General features: G+C 61.5%; 15 protein-coding genes. 7 read left to right on the top strand and 8 right to left on the bottom strand.

From position 1 onward, the window contains the following. Positions 1–51: 51 nt before the first annotated feature. Positions 52–1038: an integron integrase gene (locus Q668_RS09250; RefSeq protein WP_022989329.1), complete on the top strand. Its 987-nt coding sequence runs from the start codon at positions 52–54 to the stop codon at positions 1036–1038. Here Q668_RS09250 and Q668_RS09245 read toward each other — a convergent pair. After that, positions 1035–1370: a 4a-hydroxytetrahydrobiopterin dehydratase gene (locus tag Q668_RS09245; RefSeq protein ID WP_022989328.1), complete on the bottom strand. Its 336-nt coding sequence runs from the start codon at positions 1368–1370 to the stop codon at positions 1035–1037. The two genes, Q668_RS09250 and Q668_RS09245, sit on opposite strands and share 4 nt — an antisense overlap. Positions 1371–1497: 127 nt before the next feature. Here Q668_RS09245 and imuA point away from each other — a divergent pair, with 127 nt between their 5' ends. Genes imuA through Q668_RS09230 form a run of 3 tightly spaced genes read left to right on the top strand, consistent with a single transcriptional unit; the run spans position 1498 to position 6726 of the window. Continuing rightward, positions 1498–2187 (top strand): translesion DNA synthesis-associated protein ImuA, encoded by a 690-nt coding sequence (imuA, locus tag Q668_RS09240; RefSeq protein WP_022989327.1) that lies wholly within the window; start codon positions 1498–1500, stop codon positions 2185–2187. 4 nt (positions 2188–2191) lie between these two features. Further along, positions 2192–3610, top strand: coding sequence for a Y-family DNA polymerase (locus Q668_RS09235; protein WP_022989326.1), 1419 nt, complete (start codon positions 2192–2194; stop codon positions 3608–3610). Further along, entirely contained in the window at positions 3583–6726 is a 3144-nt protein-coding gene (locus Q668_RS09230) for an error-prone DNA polymerase (protein ID WP_227498332.1), read from the top strand. Before Q668_RS09235 ends, Q668_RS09230 begins: the two co-directional genes overlap by 28 nt. A gap of 203 nt (positions 6727–6929) precedes the next feature. On the opposite strand, the gene Q668_RS09225 is transcribed toward Q668_RS09230, so the two are convergent. The 3 genes from Q668_RS09225 to Q668_RS09215 form a co-directional block, all read right to left on the bottom strand. Next, on the bottom strand, positions 6930–9434 hold the full coding sequence (locus Q668_RS09225; protein WP_022989324.1) for an acyl-CoA dehydrogenase: 2505 nt from the start codon (positions 9432–9434) through the stop codon (positions 6930–6932). A 78-nt stretch (positions 9435–9512) separates the two neighbouring features. Continuing rightward, the gene (locus tag Q668_RS09220; protein ID WP_022989323.1) at positions 9513–10403 is read right to left on the bottom strand and encodes a prenyltransferase; all 891 of its coding nucleotides are present in this window, start codon (positions 10401–10403) and stop codon (positions 9513–9515) included. 44 nt (positions 10404–10447) lie between these two features. Further along, positions 10448–11335, bottom strand: coding sequence for an AEC family transporter (locus Q668_RS09215; RefSeq protein ID WP_022989322.1), 888 nt, complete (start codon positions 11333–11335; stop codon positions 10448–10450). Positions 11336–11462: 127 nt separating this feature from the next. Between Q668_RS09215 and Q668_RS09210 the strand changes: the two genes are divergently transcribed. Continuing rightward, positions 11463–12641: a MalY/PatB family protein gene (locus tag Q668_RS09210; protein WP_413771525.1), complete on the top strand. Its 1179-nt coding sequence runs from the start codon at positions 11463–11465 to the stop codon at positions 12639–12641. A 3-nt stretch (positions 12642–12644) separates the two neighbouring features. On the opposite strand, the gene Q668_RS09205 is transcribed toward Q668_RS09210, so the two are convergent. Both Q668_RS09205 and Q668_RS09200 read right to left on the bottom strand, forming a co-directional pair. Then, positions 12645–13583 carry a DMT family transporter gene (locus Q668_RS09205; RefSeq protein ID WP_227498331.1) on the bottom strand — a complete coding sequence of 313 codons (939 nt, stop codon included), beginning with the start codon at positions 13581–13583 and terminating at the stop codon, positions 12645–12647. Between the two features lie 39 nt (positions 13584–13622). Then, a complete protein-coding gene (locus Q668_RS09200) occupies positions 13623–14867 on the bottom strand; it encodes a succinylglutamate desuccinylase/aspartoacylase family protein (RefSeq protein WP_022989319.1) in 1245 nt (414 codons plus the stop codon). Positions 14868–15052: 185 nt separating this feature from the next. On the opposite strand from Q668_RS09200, the gene Q668_RS16845 reads away from it, so the two are divergent. Next, on the top strand, positions 15053–15211 hold the full coding sequence (locus Q668_RS16845) for a YqaE/Pmp3 family membrane protein (RefSeq protein WP_022989318.1): 159 nt from the start codon (positions 15053–15055) through the stop codon (positions 15209–15211). Between the two features lie 9 nt (positions 15212–15220). Here Q668_RS16845 and Q668_RS09190 read toward each other — a convergent pair whose 3' ends face one another. Beyond that, a complete protein-coding gene (locus tag Q668_RS09190) occupies positions 15221–16858 on the bottom strand; it encodes an MBL fold metallo-hydrolase (protein WP_022989317.1) in 1638 nt (545 codons plus the stop codon). Between the two features lie 287 nt (positions 16859–17145). Between Q668_RS09190 and Q668_RS09185 the strand changes: the two genes are divergently transcribed. Beyond that, positions 17146–17571 carry a thioesterase family protein gene (locus Q668_RS09185; RefSeq protein WP_022989316.1) on the top strand — a complete coding sequence of 142 codons (426 nt, stop codon included), beginning with the start codon at positions 17146–17148 and terminating at the stop codon, positions 17569–17571. Between the two features lie 6 nt (positions 17572–17577). Here the strand turns inward: Q668_RS09185 and Q668_RS09180 are convergent, their stop codons facing one another. Further along, positions 17578–18900, bottom strand: a complete 1323-nt coding sequence (locus Q668_RS09180; RefSeq protein WP_022989315.1) for an MATE family efflux transporter — start codon at positions 18898–18900, stop codon at positions 17578–17580. Positions 18901–19041 lie beyond the last annotated feature (141 nt).

Raw genomic sequence — 19041 nt, 5'->3', positions numbered from 1 at the left:
CACGGATAAGTGAAGAGCCATATCCATACACACAAAAGAAGGAGTCAGGATATGGATATCCGCACCCCTATTTCGCCACAATCTACCCGTTTTCTGGATCGGCTCAGAAACTTCATACGACTACGGGGCCTGGCCTACAAAACTGAGAAAACCTACGTCTTCTGGATCAAGCGCTTTATCCGGTTTCATGGCCGAAAGCACCCGGAAACCATGGGCACTGGGGAGGTAGAGGCGTTTTTATCTCATCTGGTACTGCAGGCGAACGTCAGCGTGGCTACCCAGCGAGTAGCACTGAATGCTCTGATTTTCCTGTACCGGGAGTTTCTGGGCACACCCTTGGAAGAACTCCAGTATGAGGCAGCCAGAAAACCTAAAAAGCTGCCCGTTGTCTTCAGTGCGGATGAGGCCCGGCGGGTAATTGCTTGCCTGGAAGGCGAGTACAAACTGATCGCTATGCTGCTTTACGGTGCTGGTTTACGAATCAGTGAAGCGCTTCGGCTTCGGGTTAAAGACATCGATTTCGAAATGCAACAATTAATTGTCCGGGAAGGAAAAGGCGGTAAAGACAGGATCACACTGCTACCAGAGCGGCTGATCGAACCTCTCCAGAAACAGATTCACTCCGCCCTTCTTCAGCATCAGGTGGATAGGGCCCGAGGCTTTGGCTCCGTGTATATGCCAGCAGGTTTAGCCAGAAAATATCCCAGTGCCAGCCAGGAACCAGACTGGCAGTATGTATTTCCTGCGCCGGATCTTTCTATTGATCCGCGCTCTGGAATACGGCGGCGTCACCACATGCTGGACCGAACGGTACAGAAGCACTTCAAGATCGCCATTCGCGCAGCAGGCGTCCATAAACCTGCTGGCAGCCATACCTTCAGGCACAGCTTTGCCACCAGGCTTCTCGAAGCGGGTTACGATTTACGTACCATCCAGAAGCTACTCGGGCATTCCGATGTCCGTACCACCGAAATCTACACCCATGTTGTCCGTAAAGGCGGCTTTGGCGTGCGCAGTCCGGTAGACGAAGCTTTCTAATAAAGCTCATCCGTTCTGGCCGCCATGATGAAGTCATTTTTGTGCAAACCACCGATTTTGTGGGTCCACCACCGCACCGTCGCCCTGCCCCACTCCAGCAAAATCGCAGGATGATGGTTTTCGGCTTCGGCCAGGTCCGCCACTTTGTTGGTGAAGGCCTGTGCTTCCACAAAGTTTTTGAAGGTGAATACCCGGCGTAACTGTTCCTCTCCATCTACCATCACATCTTCCCAGTCGGGGATGGCGCTCAGCAGCTCCTGTTTCTCCTGGCCGGTCACTTTGGGGGCGTCTGCGCGGCAGGCTTCACAGGCTTGTTGGCTTAGTTTTGTCATGGCTGGCTCCTCCTTGTCGGGTTGCTGTGTTCAGCGTGGGTGTCGTGCCCGGTTTTATCAAGTTGGCAGTTGAAATTCCGCCCTCACAAGAATACTGTATATATAAACAGTATTCGGATAATTTCCCATGAGCGAATTACTCAGCAGCCTTCTGCAAGATGCCCGTATCTGGCAGGGCCACAAGCACAGAAAGACCACCCAGCCGGCGGAGTCGACGGGCTATCTGGTGCTGGATAACCAGCTGGGCGGTCTAGGCTGGCCGCGGGGTGCGTTGAGTGAGTGCCTGCTCGACACCTGCGGCATTGGCGAGTTGCACCTGGTACTGCCGCTGATGCAACGGATATCAGCCGCCGGCAAAACCATTTTCTGGCTGAACCCGCCGCACACTCCTTACGCTCCCGCACTCGCCCGTGAAGGGGTGGATCTGGACCACCTGGTGATGATCAGCACCCGGGATCAGGGGGATTTTTTATGGACCATGGAAAACTGCCTTCGCTCCCCGGTTACCGGGCTGGTGCTGGCCTGGCCGGGCAAGCTCGCCAGCCGGGATGTCCGGCGTCTGCAACTGGCGTCAGAAGCCGGCGGCAATATGTGTGTGCTGTTCCGTAGCCGCCGGTTTTCAGAGCAGAACTCTCCGGCAGCGTTAAGGCTGGAACTGGCCCCCGGTGAACATCAGGAACTCAAGGTAAACATTATCAAACGCCGCGGTAGCTGGCCGGGGCAGCGTTGTTCCATTGCTCTCGGGCACCGGGCCAACATTGCTGTTCAGGATTCCTCCCGCGTCGTTCAGGGGCCCTGGCCCGAGGCCCGGGAGTAGCCCTGTGCTCTGGCTTTACCTGCACTTCCCTCACCTGTTGCTGGACCACGTCCGCCGCAGCCAGAATGCCACGGGCGCCCTGGCGATTGTAGACGGTACCGGGCAGAACATTGTTCAGGCCTGCCCCACCGCCCGGGACCTGGGTATTACCCCGGGTATGCGCCTGAAAACAGCTCTCGGCCTGGCTCCGGATCTCAACATACTGCGGGCAGATGCAAAACAGGAGGCCTGGTTGCTGGAGGGCCAGGCCCGCTGGCTGTACCACTATGCCGCACATATCACCCTGGCGCCGCCTGATGGCTTATGGGCAGAAGTCAGTAGCCTGCAGAAGCTGTATGGCGGTTTGCCGGCCATCTGGCAAACCGTGGAACAGGCGTTAACGGAGCGCCAGCTCACGGCCTGGGTGGCTATTGGCCACACGCCTCTGGCCGCCCGGTTGCTGGCCCACACCGGCAAGGGCGAATGCACCGCAGACAAGGGCCATATCCTGACGGAGCTTGGCAATCTGCCATTACAGGCTGCGGGCTTTGACAAGAAATCCTGCACTCGCCTGCAGCGCCTTGGCCTGAACGCCCTGGGTGAGGTGCTTGCCCTGCCTGCCCCGGAACTGGCCCGGCGGTTATCGCCGGAGCTTCTGGCCATTATCCAGAAAATCCAGGGCACCCGGCCCGATCCCAAGACGCCCTGGCAGCCACCCCACACGTTCCGGCAGCGGGCGGATTTTATTCAGGAGGTGGAGCACGCTCAGGGGCTACTGTTCTCGCTGCAGCGAATACTGGCAGAGCTGGAAGAAGACTTGTGCTGGCGACAGCAGGATACCGACACCCTGCTGCTGGTGCTGCAGCACCGGCATGATGAGCCCACCCGTTTACGTATCCGCACTACCGGGCCGGAGCACCGCGCCGAGGTTTTTCTGAAACTGATACAGCTGCAGCTGGACCAGCAACCGCTGCGGGCTCCGGTTACCGGCCTTGTTCTGGCGGTTAAACGCTTTACCGGCCGGGAGATGCCGGGGGGCCAGGATCTGCTGGGCGAAACCCAGGATCTGAACGAAGCCTGGCACACACTGATCAGCCGCCTGCAGGCCCGGCTGGGTGAACAGGCCCTCAAGCAACTGGCACCCAGGGATGACCACAGGCCAGAATGCGCCTGGTCTGCCAGCGAGGTACGCAAACCCGGCAAGCGCCAGGCAAGCACCTCGGCGCAACTCCCCCACCGCCCCTTGTGGCTGTTGAGCGGCCCCCGGCCACTGCAGCAAACGCCGGTGGCCTGGCACTCCGGCCCGGAACGCATCAGCGGCGGCTGGTGGGATGGCCAGCGGGTGCACCGGGATTACTACATCGCCCAGTTACCGGGCGGCGAGCTGGCCTGGGTGTTCCGGGATGTTCACGATGGATGGTTCATACATGGATGGTTTGGCTGATGGCGGGCGGCTACGCAGAACTATTCTGTTTCAGCAATTTCACCTTCCTCACCGGGGCCTCACACCCCCATGAGTTGGCGGAACGGGCCCTGGAGCTTGGCTATCACGCCATCGCCATCACCGACGCCTGCTCGGTGGCGGGCATTCCCCGAGCCTGGGCCGCCTTGAAAGACAGCCCGGTAAAGCTGATTACCGGCAGCTGGTTTGAACTGGACGATGCTCCGGCTGGCGCTGCCACACCCCGCTTTATTCTGCTGGCCCAGTCCCGCAAGGGCTACGGCCAACTGTGCCAGCTGATCACCACCGGCCGGCGCCGGGCAGAAAAGGGCCAGTACCAGCTGTTTGCCCGGGATATTGAAACCCATGAGCTGGATCACTGCCTGTGCCTGTGGCAACCACCTTCCACGGCGGCGGCCAGCTACCAACAGGCCGTGGCTTGTGGTGAATGGTTGCAGCGGTTGTTTGAACAACGGCTGCGCATTGGCGCTACCCGCACCCTGGAGGCCGGCGAGGAGCAACAGCTGGCCCGGGTACGCGCGCTGGCTGAACACTTACAGCTAGCCGTGGCGGCAACCGGCGAAGTACACATGCACGCCAGGGAACGCCAGCCCCTACAAGATGTACTCACCGCCCTACGCCACCACGCCACGGTCGAAAACGCCGGCCACTGCCTGTTCCAGAACGGCGAACGCTACCTGCGCCCGCTCCCGGTGCTGCAACGCCTGTTTCCGCAGGCCTGGCTTCAGGAAACCGTAAACATTGCCAACAGCTGCAGCTTCGAGCCCGGCAGCCTGCGCTATGAGTACCCGCCTGATCTTGTACCGGAAGGCGAATCCCCGGCGGCCTATCTCAAACGCCTGACCCGGGAAGGCGAACGCCGCCGCTACCCCGAAGGTACACCAATGAAGGTACAGGCGTTGATCCGCAAAGAGCTGGGGATGATCTCGGAGCTCAACTACGAGCACTACTTCCTCACCATCCACGACATCGTGGCCTTTGCCCGCAGCCGGGGCATTCTGTGCCAGGGGCGAGGCTCAGCCGCCAACTCGGCCGTCTGTTACTGCCTGGGTATTACCGAAGTGAACCCGGCTAAGGTCGAGCTGCTGTTTGAACGTTTCATCTCGAAAGACCGGGACGAGCCACCGGATATCGATGTGGATTTCGAGCACCAGCGGCGGGAAGAGGTCATCCAGTACATCTACCAGCGCTACGGCCGGGAACGGGCAGCTCTGGCCGCCACGGTCATCCGCTACCGCTACCGCAGTGCCATCCGGGATGTGGGCAAGGCACTGGGTTTTGATGCCGCCCTGGTGGAGAAACTGCTGGATGGCATCGACTGGCGCGACAAAACCACCAACTGGCGCCAGCAGATACTGGACAAGGGGCTCACCCGCAACCCGAAGGTGGCGGAGCAGTTCTTTACCCTGGTGAACACCTTACTGGGCTTTCCCCGCCACCTGTCTCAGCACGTAGGCGGTTTTGTTATCAGCGCAGGGCCACTGGCGGAACTGGTGCCGGTGGAAAACGCCGCCATGGAAGGCCGCACGGTCATCCAGTGGGATAAGGACGACCTGGAAAGCCTGGGCCTGATGAAAGTGGATGTACTGGCTCTGGGCATGCTCACCGCCATCCGCAAGGCACTGGAGCTGATCAGCGAAGAAAAAGGCCAGGCCTTCACCATGCAGGATGTGCCCCAGGAAGACCCGGACACCTACGCCATGCTGCAAAAAGGCGACAGCATCGGCGTATTCCAGGTGGAATCCCGGGCCCAGATCAACATGCTCCCGCGCCTGAAACCGGAAACCTTCTACGACCTGGTGATCGAAGTCGCCATCGTGCGCCCCGGCCCTATTCAGGGCGATATGGTGCACCCTTACCTGCGCCGCAAACACAGGCTGGAACCGGTGGAGTTCCCCAACGATGCCGTCCGCCAGGTGCTGGAACGAACCCTGGGCGTTCCCATCTTCCAGGAGCAAGTAATCAAACTGGCCATGGTAGCCGCCGGCTTCACTGGCGGCGAAGCCGACAAACTGCGCCGGGCCATGGCCGCCTGGAAATCCCATGGAGACCTGACCCCGTTCCGTGACAAACTCATCAAAGGCATGCTTGAGCGAGGCCACGACCCCGGTTTCGCAGAACGCCTGTACCAGCAAATCTGTGGTTTCGGCGGCTACGGCTTCCCGGAATCCCACGCTGCCAGCTTTGCCTTGCTGGTGTACGTCTCGGCCTGGATCAAACGCCACCACCCGGCCGCCTTCTACTGCGCCCTGCTCAACAGCCAGCCCATGGGTTTTTACTCCCCCAGCCAACTGGTGCAGGATGCCCAACGCCATAACGTCACCGTACTGGCACCAGACGTAAACCACAGCCACCGTGAACACACCCTGCAAGGCCCGGAAAAACACCTGCGCCTTGGCCTCCGGATTATTCAGGGATTGTCTTCCAGCGGCGCTGACCGCATCCACCAGCACCGCCCGAAAAACGGCTACCAAAGCGCCGCCGAACTGCGCACACGCGCCGGCCTCAACCAACGCGACATGGAACTCCTCGCCGGCGCCAACGCCATGCCCGGCTTCACCAGCAACCGCCACCAGGCTTACTGGCAGTTACTCGAACACGAAGATCCCGCCGAACTCTTCGCCAACGAAACCATGGCAGACTACCAACCCGAACCCTGCCCCCTGCTCCCGGAACCCACCGAAGGCCAGAACGTCCTCGCCGACTACAGCAGCCAGGGCCTAACACTACAAAGACACCCCCTCGCCCTGCTCCGCGAACAAGGCCACCTGAGCTACTGCCTCACCGCCGACCAACTAAAAACCACCCGCCCCGGCATCCCCGTACAAGTCGCCGGCCTGGTAACCGGCCGCCAACGCCCCGGCACCGCCTCCGGCGTAACCTTCGTAACCCTCGAAGACGAAACCGGCAACATCAACGTAGTCGTCTGGCTCGAAACCGCCCGAAGACAACGCAAACCGTTGCTCACCGCGCGCTTGTTACACGTAAAAGGCGTTATCGAAAAAGAGGGAGACATCGTGCATGTCATGGCCGGAAAACTGTCTGACCTGAGCCACCTGATTAACTCGTTACCAGTTAGCTCCAGAGATTTTCACTGATCACCCGAGAACGAACACCACAAGGCAAATTTTTCTGCACTCTTATGGCTTACAGTTCGGAGTTCAGAAGCATCGGGGTGGCGGGGCCTTCCAAAAATGTGCGGAGCCATGGATGGCGGAGCAGAAGCGCCACATGGATGTGCCGCAGGAGCGGTTTTTGGAAGGCCTACCCACCAAGGACTGACCTCCACCGCACTAAAGGGCTACGAGTCCGAACCAGATCTCTCGACAACTTTACGCTTACCGGTCGCCGCTTTGGCCAGGGCTTTCAAGCCGTCAGCATCAAAGGCATCCACGCGGATCACGTCGTACAGGGCCGTCAGGGCTTCTTCCAGCTTCGGGCACTCGTCGGCTGTTACGATACCCTGGGCGCAGGCCCAGTCCACCAGTTCCTTGCGTTGGTGGCCCATCAACAGGGCGATGCCGTCCAGCTCGTCTTCATCGCGGCTGCGGATGGCTTCGTGCAGGCGCTGGCGCATGTCGGCGGTTTCGTTGGCCAGTTTGTAGGCATGCAGCACACGGCCGAGCGGATCGTCCGGGTCCATGTTGATGAAGGTGCCCCGGCTGATGCGCTGGCGGACCGGCGTGTCTTTCACGATGGTGGCGGCCACCTTCGCGCCTAGCTTGTCATCCGGGCCGTTCAGGCCGGTGGCGCCGAGCGGGAATACCAGCAACCGCAGCGGCCAGCGCAGGGCCGGTACCGGGAAGTTGATGATGGCGTCGCGCATGGAGTTCTGCAGGTCGTGCAGGCAGGTTTGCAGGCACCATTCCACCAGGTCTCGCTGATCGTCCGGGTAGCCTTCTTCGTGCCATTGCTTGATCACCGCCGTGGCGTAGTAAAGTTGCACCAGGCAGTCGGCCATGCGGCCAGACAAGCGCTGGCGGGCTTTCAGGCCACCGCCGACGGTAAGCAGGGTGACGTCGGTCATCAGGGCGAAGGCCGCAGAGAAACGGCCCAGCTGGCGGTAGTATTTCTCGATGTCGCCGTGGCGTGGCGCGGTTTCCAGCCAGCCCTTGCTCAGGCCCAGCACGAGTGCACGCAGGGCATTGCGGGTGGTGTGGGCCAGGTGGCGGTAGAAGATGCCGTCGAATTTCTTGGCAGCCTTGTCTTCGTCTTCCATGCCGGCCGCTTCGATTTCCTCGACGATAAACGGATGGCAGCGGATGGCGCCCTGGCCGAAGATCATCAGGCTGCGGGTCAGAATATTCGCGCCTTCCACGGTAATGCCGATGGGCACGGCCTGGTAGGCCCGGGCCAGGAAGTTGCGGGGGCCGGTGATCACGCCGCGGCCGGCTACTACGTCCATGGCGTGGTTGATCACTTCCCGCATCAGGTCGGTGTTGCGGTATTTCAGCACGGCAGAGGGCACGGAAGGCCGTACGCCCCGGTCCAGCATGCCGGCGGTTAGCAGGCGGGCTGCGTCCATCATGTAGGTGTAGCCGGCAATGGGTTCCAGGGCTTCCTGCACGCCTTCAAACTGGCTGATGGAGCGGCCGAACTGTTCCCGGGTGTAGGCGTACGACCCCGTAGCCAGGCTGGCCAGTTTGCCGGCACCGGTGCCGAGGGCTGGCAGGGAGATGGAGCGGCCGATGGACAGGCATTCCAGCAGCATTTTCCAGCCCTTGCCGAGCATGTCCTGGCCGCCGATGACCTGTTCCATGGGAATAAAGACTTCATTGCCCCAGGTGGGGCCGTTCATGAATACCGTGTTCATGGGCAGGTGGCGGGCGCCGGCGTGTACGCCGTCGGTGTCGCGGGGTACCAGCACACAGGTCACGCCAATGTCATCGTCGCCGCCCAGCAGTTTTTCCGGGTCATACACCTTGATGGCCAGGCCGATCAGGGTCGCCACCGGGGCCAGGGTGATGTAGCGCTTGTTCCAGGTGACCTTCAGGCCCAGTACTTCCTTGCCGTTCCATTCGCCCTTGCAGACGATGCCTTTATCCGGAATCGCGCCGGCGTCGGAGCCGGCCACCGGCGATGTGAGGGCAAAGCAGGGAATCTCTTCGCCACCGGCCAGGCGCGGCAGGTAATGCTGCTTCTGGTCGTCGGTGCCGTAGTGCATCAGCAGCTCGCCCGGGCCGAGGGAGTTGGGCACCATCACGGTGACTGCAGCCGATACGCTGCGGGTGGAGATTTTCATCACGATTTCGGAATGGGCGGTGTTGGAGAAGCCCAGGCCGCCGTCTTCCTTGGGAATGACCAGGCCGAAGAAGCCGTTTTCACGGATGAATTTCCAGGCTTTTTCGGGCAGGTCGTAGTGTTCGTGGGTGATCTGCCAGTCGTCCAGCATCTGGCACAGCTCTTCCACCGGGCCGTCGAGAAATGCCTGCTCTTCACTGGTCAGGTGCGCGGGGGCGGCGTCCAGCAGCTTGTTCCATTCCGGCTTGCCGGAGAACAGTTCGCCGTCCCAGTCTACAGAGCCAGAGGCCAGGGCTTCCTGTTCGGTCGGCGACAGCTTGGGCAAGCGGCTGCGGACCCAGCCCAGCAATGGCCGGCTGAGCTTGTCGAGGCGGAGGTCTCCGGGCAGGGTGATCAGCAGGGCCAGTGCCAGCAGGATACCGCCAACCAGAAAGCTGAGGATGTGCCAGTCATCGTTGGCGACCCCGATCAGGGTGGCGACGGACATCACGATCGCGGCGGTTTTGCCACCGATGCTGAAATAGATCAGCACCAGGGCACTGAGAACCAGAAGCAGGACGCTCATCAACAGATCTCCATATCAAAATGTTTGCCTCTAACCATCGGCTATAGATCAGTCAGTTGCAAGTGAAACCACCGGCTTTCAGAGGCTGATGCCCAGCACCAGCAAGGCGAGGGTAGACAGCAGTACGGCGACGTTGGCACCGAGTACCTGATTCAGCGCGGCGGGGTTATCCAGGCACGCTGGCAGTTGCCGGCTCAGCCACAGTGCAACGGGCAGTGGCAGCAGCGCCAGCAGGCTCCAGACCGGCACCAGATTGAGCCAGGTGGCAGCGGCGATCAGCCCATAGCTGCCCAGCAGCAACGCTGCGACCAGTTTGCTGGCGGCGCGGGGCCCCAGAGTAATTACCAGATGCCGGCGGCCGGCTTTGCGGTCGGCCTCGGCATCGGGGATCTGGTTGATCAGCAGCAGCTCGCTCACCAGCAGCAGAGCGACGCCGGCGCACACCAGTGCGGTGGCATCCAGCCGGGTGCCCAGGGCAATCAGTGCACCCAGCACCATCACCGGGCCAAAGCCGATACCGGGGGCCAGCAGGCACAGCCAGGGGGAGCGGGTAATCCAGCGGGTGTAGGTGAGTACCAGCATTACGCCGGCGGCGCCCAGCACAAACATCGGCAGGCCGCGCAGCCACAGAAAATACAGGCCAATGGCAATCACCAGGGCCAGGGTGCCAAGGGCGGCCAGGAGCACCCTTTTGGCCGCCGAGGGGGTTTCCGGCAGGGCTCCGCTGCCGCCGGAAAACGGCGTTCGCCGGGTGGTCAGGTCGAGGCCCGAGACAAAGTCTTCATACTCGTTCAGCAGGTTAACGGCGGCATGGGCCAGAACCGCGCCGATGAACACCAGCAGGGTATCCAGCAAGGCGGGTGGTTCACCCTGTTGCCAGGCCACGGCCAGCCCGAGCCCGACACACAGCGGTGCCAGTACCAGGAAATTGGGGCGGGAGGCGCGAACAACTGCTACTGCTTCAGACATGGAATACCGTACCTGGTAAATCGAAATCGTGCGTTGAAACCCGGTTATACGTAGCCGGCGGAAAATACCAGCCCGAGCACCACCGGCATTACCACCAGGCTGCCGAGGTTGCTCAATAATACCAGCGATGCCACCTTGTGGGGTTCCTGCTGGTACTGCTCTGCCACCATGTAGTTAAGTACCGCCGGCGGCAGTGCCGCAAACACCCACAGGCTGGCGACCTGAAGTCCCGGCAGGTCGAGCATGGCAATCATCGGCCAGGCCAGCAGCAGGCCGCTGGCGGGGCAGGCGATGGCGCCGATCAGCCCCAGTTTCCAGTCGCTGAAGTCCACATCCAGCATGCGCACCCCCAGGGCAAACAGCATCAGCGGAATGCACACGCCGCCCAGCATGTTCAGGGTTTCCAGCAGCCAGCCGGGCAGGGCTACGCCACTGAAATTCACCGCCAGGCCGGCAATACTGGCAAATACGATGGGCAGGCGCAGACGTTTCACAATCGAGGTATGGGGGTCGAGCATGTACAGGCCCACCGAGAAGTGCAGCAGCATTTCCACGATAAACAGCACAATGGCGGCCGGCAGCGCCGCTTCGCCAAAGGCCAGCACCAGCAGGGGGATGCCCATGTTGCCGGAGTTGTTGAACATCATGGGCGGCAGGAAGGTTTTCAGGTTCAGGTCCAGCGCCCTGGCCAGCGGGTAGAGCACAACCCCGGAGCCAAGCACAATCACCGTGGCGGCCAGGGCCAGCCCGCCGTATTCCTGCAAGGGAGCCTGCTGGTCGGCGAGCACCGCAAACACCAGCATGGGCACAAACAGCTCCATATTCAGCACGTTCAGGCCCTGGATGTCGGGCGTGCGGTAGCGGCCATACAGGGCGCCGCAGCCGGCGATAAGGAACACCGGTAGCATGGTGGACAGGATTTGCGCGATCATAGCGGGTTCCGATAGCGAGTGCCGAAGCGGCCTGTTAGCAAAGCCGACAGGTTCGCAAGTCCCCGGCCATTGGGCAAGTGGCCGTTGGTATCGGGCAGCGAAAAGCCATTAATGGAGAACGCCTGTGATTGCGGATTTTGACCAGCCGATCCCGAGGGAAAACACCCATTCCGTGAAATTCGATGTGCGCCGGGCCGTGTTCGGCCGGGAGGATGTGATCCCGGTGTGGGTAGCGGACATGGATTTCGCCGCCCCGGAGGCGGTCACCCAGGCCCTGAAAGCCCGGGCCGAGCATCCCGTATACGGCTACACCCTGTTTCCGGACAGCCTCTACCGGGCCATGATCGACTGGTTTGCCAATCGCCACGGCTGGCACATCGAGCGGGACTGGATTCTGATGGCGCCGGGGGTGGTGCCGTCACTGCATGCCGCCTGCATGGCCTACGCCGGGCCCGGTGAGGGTGTGATTATCCAGCCACCGGTTTACCCGCCGTTCTTCAGCTCGGTGCGGGACAGCGGCCGGGAATTGATCGAGAACCCGCTGTGGCTGGATGAAACCAGCGGCCAGTACCGGATGGACCTGGAACACCTGGAGCAGTGTGCCGCCCGGGCCGATGCCCGGGTTCTGATGCTCTGCTCCCCCCACAACCCGGTGGGCCGGGTCTGGTCGGAGGAAGAGCTGGAAGCGGTGCTGGATATTGCCCGCCGGCACCAGCTGGTGACTCTCTCGGATGAAATCCACTGTGACCTGACTTTTCCCGACAAGCCGGCTCATACCGTGCTGGCCAAACTGGCCGGGCCGGAGGACGCGGTGGTCACCGCCGTGGCCCCCAGTAAAACCTTCAATCTGCCGGGCCTCGGGCTGTCTGCCCTGGTGATTGCCGACCCCGGGCAGCGCCAGGCCATGAAGGCGGTGTTTGATTCCATGCACCTGCCCCAGTGCAACCCGTTCAGCGTGACCGGTTTTGAAGCCGGATACCGCCACGGCGCGCAATGGCTGGAACAGTTGATGGTTTATCTGCAGGCCAACCGGGATTACGTGCATGGCCAGGTGGCGGAGCGGCTACCGGGAATCAAGGTATCCCGGCCCGAAGGCACCTACCTGATGTGGCTGGATTGCCGGGAGCTGGGGCTGGACGATGCCGGGCTGAAAAGGTTCTTCGTGCAGCAAGCCGGGGTGGGCATGAACCCGGGTATTTCCTTTGGTGAGCCGGGCAGTGGCTTCATGCGCCTGAATATCGGTTGCCCCAGAGCCGTTCTGGCGCAGGTACTGGAGCGTATTGAAACCGCCCTGAACCAGCGCTGAGGCCTACTTCTGGTAAACCGGCGGCCGCCGCCCCACCCGTGTGGCCAGCAGCAGGCCGGCCAGGATCAGCAGGGCGCCGAACAGGTGGTAAAGCCCCAGTGACTCGCCCAGGAAGAGGATGGCCAGGATGGAAGCAAATATCGGCGTCAGGTACATGAAAATGGCCGCGTTGGCCGGGCCAATTTCGTGCACTGCGTGGTTCCAGAACGCGTAGGCCAGAATACCCGGGAAGATGGCAAAGAACGCCAGCGGCAGGGCGGTACTTCCGGACAGTTCGAAACCGCCGCTGAACCACAGCAGGTCCCCCAGATAGAACGGCAGGATGACCAGCGTGCCCAGCAGAATCTGGGCGGTCAGAAAGGTCAGCGCCGGCAGGGGCACGACGTGTTTGCGCAGCAGCACCGAGAACACGCCCCAGCTGAACACCGCCGCCACCATGATCAGGTCCCCGGGCTGGGCTTGCAGCTGGGCAATAATCCGAAGATCCCCCCGCTCGATCACGATCAGTATGCCGACAATGGCCAGCCCGATACCCAGGGCCTGAACCGGCCGCGTGCGTTCCCCCAGCAACAGCCAGGCCAGCAGGGCGACAAAGATCGGGATGGTGGAATTGATCAGGGCGATGTTGGTGGCGGTGGTGGTCATCGCCGCGTAATACAGCAGGGAGTTGAAGGCCGCTACGCTGAAGGTGGCCAGCACCAGAAGTGTCACCAGGTGCTGGCGGATCACCTGCCTGTGCCGCCACAGCCCGGGCAGCCCGAATGGCAGGATCAGTGCCAGGGCGATCACCCAGCGCCAGAACGACATGGACAACGGCGGAATGTGTTCCACGGTGGCCCGGGCGACCACGGCATTGCCGGCCCAGAATAGCGGCGTCAGCACCAGGCCGATATAGTCCAGGCCCGGAATTTTCGACAGCATGCCGGCGTTATCTGCAGCCACGGGGAGTCCTCGGGATCAGTGCATCAAACGCCTAGCATACTACTCTCCCGGGACTTCTGCCTCCGTACCAATGTGGTAGGCGGCAAAGCCAGCCATCACCACCTGGTCTACCGCCATACCGATTACCCGGCCGTTGGAATTCGAGCGGATGGGGTATTGTTCGTTGGTGATCGGGTCGGCCACGTAGCCGAGGATTTCACCCTCGGAAATCCGGTCACCCAGATCCACATCGCTGAACAGAATGCCGCCATGCTGGGCGCGAATCCAGGTGGAGTCGTAGTAAACCGGCTGCGGATCGCCCCAGACAAACATCCGGGAAATCATGCCGTGCTTTTCCATCAGGCTGTTGAGGCTGTTTACGCCGGCTTCAATCTGGTGTTCCTGTATGCGCAGCGATTCCCCCGCTTCCAGGGTTACCGCGCGAATGCCCGCGTTGACCGCAGCCGTGCGCAGCATGCCTGGTGAACCGCTGCTGTGCACCACCGCCATGCGATCAAAGCCCCGGGTGAACTCGGCCACTTCCGGGTTGTTCATATCGGCCCGCAGCTGGGGCAGGTTGGTACGCTTGAGGGAACCGGTGTGGATATCCACCAGCATGTCGCAGTGGCCGATCACATCGGTGAACAGGGAATGGGCAATCCGGTCTGCCAGGGTGCCGTCGGGGCGGCCGGGGAAGTACCGGTTGAGGTCTCGCCGGTCTGGCAGGTAACGGCTGCCCTGCTGGAAACCGCTCAGGTTGACGATGGGAACCCCCACCACGCGGCCGCTCAGCTTGGCCGGGTCCAGGTCGTACATGGCCCTGCGCACAATTTCGATACCGTTCAGTTCGTCACCGTGAATCGCGCCGGTCAGGCACAGGGTGGGGCCGGTGTGAGCACCGTTTACCACCAGAACCGGCGTGGTCTGGGACAGCCCGGCAATCTGGATATTAGGGGACCATGCCAGGCGGGTAGAGGTTCCGGGCAAGACTTCCTTGCCCAGCAGGGTGAAGGTTTCCGAGGGTACTGGTTCGGGCCCCGCCAGTTCCGATTCCGATTCTGGCTCCGGTTCCGGCATGGGCGCCACTTTCTTCAAGTCGACGTTGGGGGCAATCTTGCGCGGCTCGGACTGAACCACATCTTCGACATTTTCATCTTCCGCGAGCTGCGCGATCAGTGGAGCCGGCATCGCCGCACCGGTCGGAGAGCTGCCGGCATTAGCACCAGCGCCCATTGGCACCAGCGCCAGCAAAAAACAGGTGAGCAGGGTGCGGTTTGCGGAGTAGTCGCGTTTGGGAAACAGCATAAGTCCTCAAGTACCTTGACCAATCGGCCCAAGCATAGGGCCCGCGGGGTGTCATGAATACCGCTGTGACGAAGCTTTAATGCCACTTTCATGATTCAGGGCCGGATATTGGCCGGCCTGTTGTGTATAACAGTGCTATCTTGCAATGATATGAACCGTTATACGCTCACCAGGGAGATAACTGTATGGACCTTTTGCGAATTCTGATTGCGATTCTGTTACCGCCGTTAGGTGTTTTTTTACAGGTAGGTATCGGCAAGCACTTCTGGATTAACATTGTGCTCACCCTGCTCGGTTATATCCCGGGTATTGTTCACGCCGTCTGGGTGATCGCCAAGAAGTAACCCGGCTGGTCAGGCCGAGTGCACGGTGTGCCAGAGCTCATCCTTCTGGAATGCCCTGTGCTCGGCCTCCAGTTTCAGCAGGTGCGCCAGGGCCGAACGGGCCGCCAGGCCATGAATGGCCGCGGGTACATCGTCATAGGCCTTGGCGGTGAGATCTTTAAGGGAAACCGGTGCCAGGGCTTCCAGCGCCCGGAAAATCTTGTGTTCCCGTGACAACCGGTGGGTGATCAGATAATCAATCACCGCCTCCGGCTTGCCCATCAGAAAGCCGTGGGCGGGGGCAATAAACCGTACCGGCTCTTCCAGCAGTTCGTACAAAGACTCCACATACGCCTTCATATCGCCGTCCGGCGGATTGATCACCACCGTTGAGCCTTGCATGATGTGGTCGCCGGCGAACAGCAACTCCTGCTCCAGCAACAGAAAACACAGATGGTTCGAAGCGTGGCCGGGCGTGTGCAGAACCTTCAGAACCCCGGCCTCGGTAACAACCAAGTCCTCGTGCCCCGGTTCATCATCCGGGCTGAAGGCCTTGTCGTGGCTGGGCGCATCCGGTGCCGGCCAGCCAAACACCCGGCACCCGGTACGTTCCTTCAGCACCCGGGCCGCCGGCGAATGGTCCATATGGGTATGGGTGGTCAGCACCTGATCCACCACCCCGCCGGTCAGCTCCAGAATCCGCTCGATGTGGGCCTCGTTTATCGGCCCCGGATCGATCACCGTAAACCGCTCATGGCCCAGAATGTAGGTGTTGGTACCCGGCCCGGTCATCATGCCCGGATTCGGCGCCGTCAGCCGTACCACCCCGGCCGCCACCTCTACCGGCTCACCCGGAACAATCTCCGCCCGGGTGGACCCTTCGCCTTCCGGGTCCAGCTTCACCGCCTCGTCATAGGCCGGCGCATTGGGCTCCAGCAGCACCGGCTGGCCCTTGCGAAGTGCCGGCCACGGGTCGGTCGGAAATGCCTCCGGCGGATTGGCGTGGGCATAGCGCATCAGCTCGGCGGTGGTGCTGAAATCACACAACACCCGCAACGTGCGAATCGTCGGCAACCCCAACAACCGCTGCCCGCCCCGATGCTCCTCCAGCGCCTGCGCCGGCGAAATCCACACATGGTCAATGGTCTCGGTGCCATCATGACTGGCAACCTGACCCTCCGGCGCCACCGCCACAAAAAACCGCGTATCAAACCGCCGCGGCGGCCCCGGCGGCGTCACCCAGTGGCTCAGATACGCCAGCCGGTCCAGCGGCAACGTCAGCTGATGCTTCTCACACAACTGCGCCAGCGAAACCTCCTCCCGGAACAACGCAAACCGCTCACCATGCACCGCATGACCGGAATCCACCAGCTTCCCGGAGCCATCCTGGGCGAGTAGAACACCCGCCTCCTCAAAACACTCCCGAACCGCCGCCAACATATAATCCGCGCCGCCCTCATCCAGGCTCATGGTCTGACTGATGTCAGCATCTTCAATCCCGATCGAATGCGCCCGCGCCTCCGGCTCCTGTTCGTTAACCGCCCCGCCGGGGAACACAAAATACCCCGGCATGAAAATGGCTTCCCAGCTGCGTTGCAGGAGCAGGGCTTCAATGCCGTTGTCAGTATCTCGGGTCAGAACCAGGGTGGCCGCAGGGCGAATGTTCATAACGTACTCTTGTTTTTGAATATCAAAAGGTGCGCGCACGGGGTTAGAGTGGGGATTGGGGAAGGGCTTTCCAAAAATTTGCGGAGCCATGGATGGCGGAGCAGAAGCGCCACAGGGATGTGCCGTAAGGAGCGGTTTTTGGAAAGCCCTTCCCCAAGCGCCACAAATACCCGGAGTTAGTGCGCATGGTGTTTAGCAAGATACCCGAATAACCCACAGGATGAGAAGGGACAAAGGTAGGAGTATGATGCAGCCCCAACACCAAAGCGCAAACCAAGGAACCCGCCGTGGCCAGAATCAAACTCGAATTCCCGGATAACGCCTTCTGCTTCGAAACAAGGATGCCCGTCAGAATCACCGACATCAACGGCGCCAACCACCTGGGCAACGACGCCCTGATCTCCATGCTCTCCGAAGCCCGTGCACAGTTCCTGGTGGAATACGGCGTTGAAGAAGGCGGCGAGGACGGCTCAGGCATCATCGTCACCGACCTGGCCACCATGTACCAGGGCGAATCCTTCTACCCGGACATGCTGCGCTTTGAAGTGGGCCTGATGGACTTCAACAAATACGGTGGCGACTTCGTATTCCGGGTAACCAAGGCCGACAGCGGCCAGCCCGTTGCCCTGGCCAAATACGGCTTTGTGTTCTTTAACTACAAAACCCGCGAAGTCACCCCCATGCCCGAGAGCTTCCGCGCCCGCTTCGCCTGAGCTGCATCATGCGGGCCGGCGCAGCCGGTTCATACCTTGCCGGTACAGGCTATAGGCCATGGCACCGGCCAGCAGGTTGCCAATCAGGGCACCGGTCATCAGGCCGGTCAGCCCGGATACCTGCCCGCCAATCCAAAGCAGCGGCAGGTAGCAGGCAAACAGCCTCAAGGTGGAAATCAGCAGCGCCCGCATGGGCATGCCCAGAGCGTTGTTGACCGACACCATCAGAATGCACACCCCCAGCCCGCTGTAACTCAGCGGCACCCGCAGCAGGTAGCTCAGCAGAGTGTCCTGTACATCGGCATCCGGGCTGAACAGGGTTGATACCACGCCCGAGGCGCCCAGCCACACCAGCCCGATAAACAGCTGCCAGCCCAGGATAAAGCGCACGGCAATACGCACCAGTTTGCGGATCTTCTCCAGCTCACCGGCCCCGAGCATACGGCCAATCATCGGCGGCATGGACATGGTCAGCGCCAGCACCACCACGATGGAGAAAAACTCCAGCCGGGTACCCAAACCCCAGGCCGCCACGGCGGCGGAGCCGAAACCTGCCACCAGGGCGGTGGCGAGCATGGCGGAGATCGGTGGCATCAGCTGGCTGACCATCGCCGGGGCCATGATGCCACCCAGCTGGCGGACCGCCTGGGTCAGTTGCAGCTGGAGCAGGTCAAAGCGCAGCCAGGCCCGTTTGAGCAAGGTGGGAAACATGATCAGGGCGCCGACGCTGAATGCGGTGATGGTGGCCCAGGCGGCGCCGGGCAGACCCCAGCCAAAGACAAAGATGTACAGCGGGTCCAGCGCAATGTTGAGCAGGCTGGTGATGATCATCATATAGCCGGGCAGGCGGGTATCGCCGTTGGCTCGGCATACGGCGTAGCTGAAGTAAACCATGGCGCCGGTCCAGGCCGACAGCAGCCAGGGTACCCAGTATTCGCGAATGACCGGGCGCAGGGCCTGTTCGGCCCCGAGCAGGTCCAGGATCACGCTTTGCAGCAGCCAGACCGACAGGCAAAGGGTCAGGGCGAGGCCGGCGCCAATGGCGATCACCAGGCCGCCGAGGCGCTGGGCGCGCAGGTCTTCGCCCTGGCCGAGGGTTCGGGAGATGATGGCGGTGGTGGCGATGCCCAGGCCCACGTACATGCCGCTGACCAGTTGTTGCATGGGCACGGTGAAGCCCAGGGCTGCCAGTGGGTCCCGGCCAAGTTGGCCGACGAAGAAGCTGTCGGTGACCTGGAAGGTCATCAGGGAGAGCACGCCGAACAGCATGGGCCAGGTCATGTGGTAGAGCTGGCGGCCCAGGGAGGCGTTTTGCAGGTTTTTGTGCACGTCGAGTTGGGTGCCTTGGTTCTGAGTGTGGCGGGATTCTAACAGGTCTGGCTTTTGGTGCGTGCTAAGTGTGCTGGCAGGTCTTTCTCAAACACGCTGTGAATACGTCCCTGTACGCTCTGCTCCGCCATCCATGGCTCC

Origin of the sequence: Marinobacter sp. ES-1 (assembly GCF_000475255.1) — a bacterium.
Taxonomy (GTDB): Bacteria; Pseudomonadota; Gammaproteobacteria; order Pseudomonadales; family Oleiphilaceae; genus Marinobacter; species Marinobacter vinifirmus.
Note: the sequence above shows the minus strand (reverse complement) of the source record. Positions and strands in the feature narration are given on the sequence as shown.

Bases quoted from the DNA above. Each gene is read 5' to 3' on its own strand.
- Q668_RS09250 (WP_022989329.1), top strand. From the start codon at position 52: ATGGATATCCGCACCCCTATTTCGCCACAATCTACCCGTTTTCTGGAT.
- Q668_RS09245 (WP_022989328.1), bottom strand. From the start codon at position 1,370: ATGACAAAACTAAGCCAACAAGCCTGTGAAGCCTGCCGCGCAGACGCC.
- imuA (WP_022989327.1), top strand. From the start codon at position 1,498: ATGAGCGAATTACTCAGCAGCCTTCTGCAAGATGCCCGTATCTGGCAG.
- Q668_RS09230 (WP_227498332.1), top strand. From the start codon at position 3,583: ATGGTTCATACATGGATGGTTTGGCTGATGGCGGGCGGCTACGCAGAA.
- Q668_RS09225 (WP_022989324.1), bottom strand. From the start codon at position 9,434: ATGAGCGTCCTGCTTCTGGTTCTCAGTGCCCTGGTGCTGATCTATTTC.
- Q668_RS09220 (WP_022989323.1), bottom strand. From the start codon at position 10,403: ATGTCTGAAGCAGTAGCAGTTGTTCGCGCCTCCCGCCCCAATTTCCTG.
- Q668_RS09215 (WP_022989322.1), bottom strand. From the start codon at position 11,335: ATGATCGCGCAAATCCTGTCCACCATGCTACCGGTGTTCCTTATCGCC.
- Q668_RS09200 (WP_022989319.1), bottom strand. From the start codon at position 14,867: ATGCTGTTTCCCAAACGCGACTACTCCGCAAACCGCACCCTGCTCACC.
- Q668_RS16845 (WP_022989318.1), top strand. From the start codon at position 15,053: ATGGACCTTTTGCGAATTCTGATTGCGATTCTGTTACCGCCGTTAGGT.
- Q668_RS09190 (WP_022989317.1), bottom strand. From the start codon at position 16,858: ATGAACATTCGCCCTGCGGCCACCCTGGTTCTGACCCGAGATACTGAC.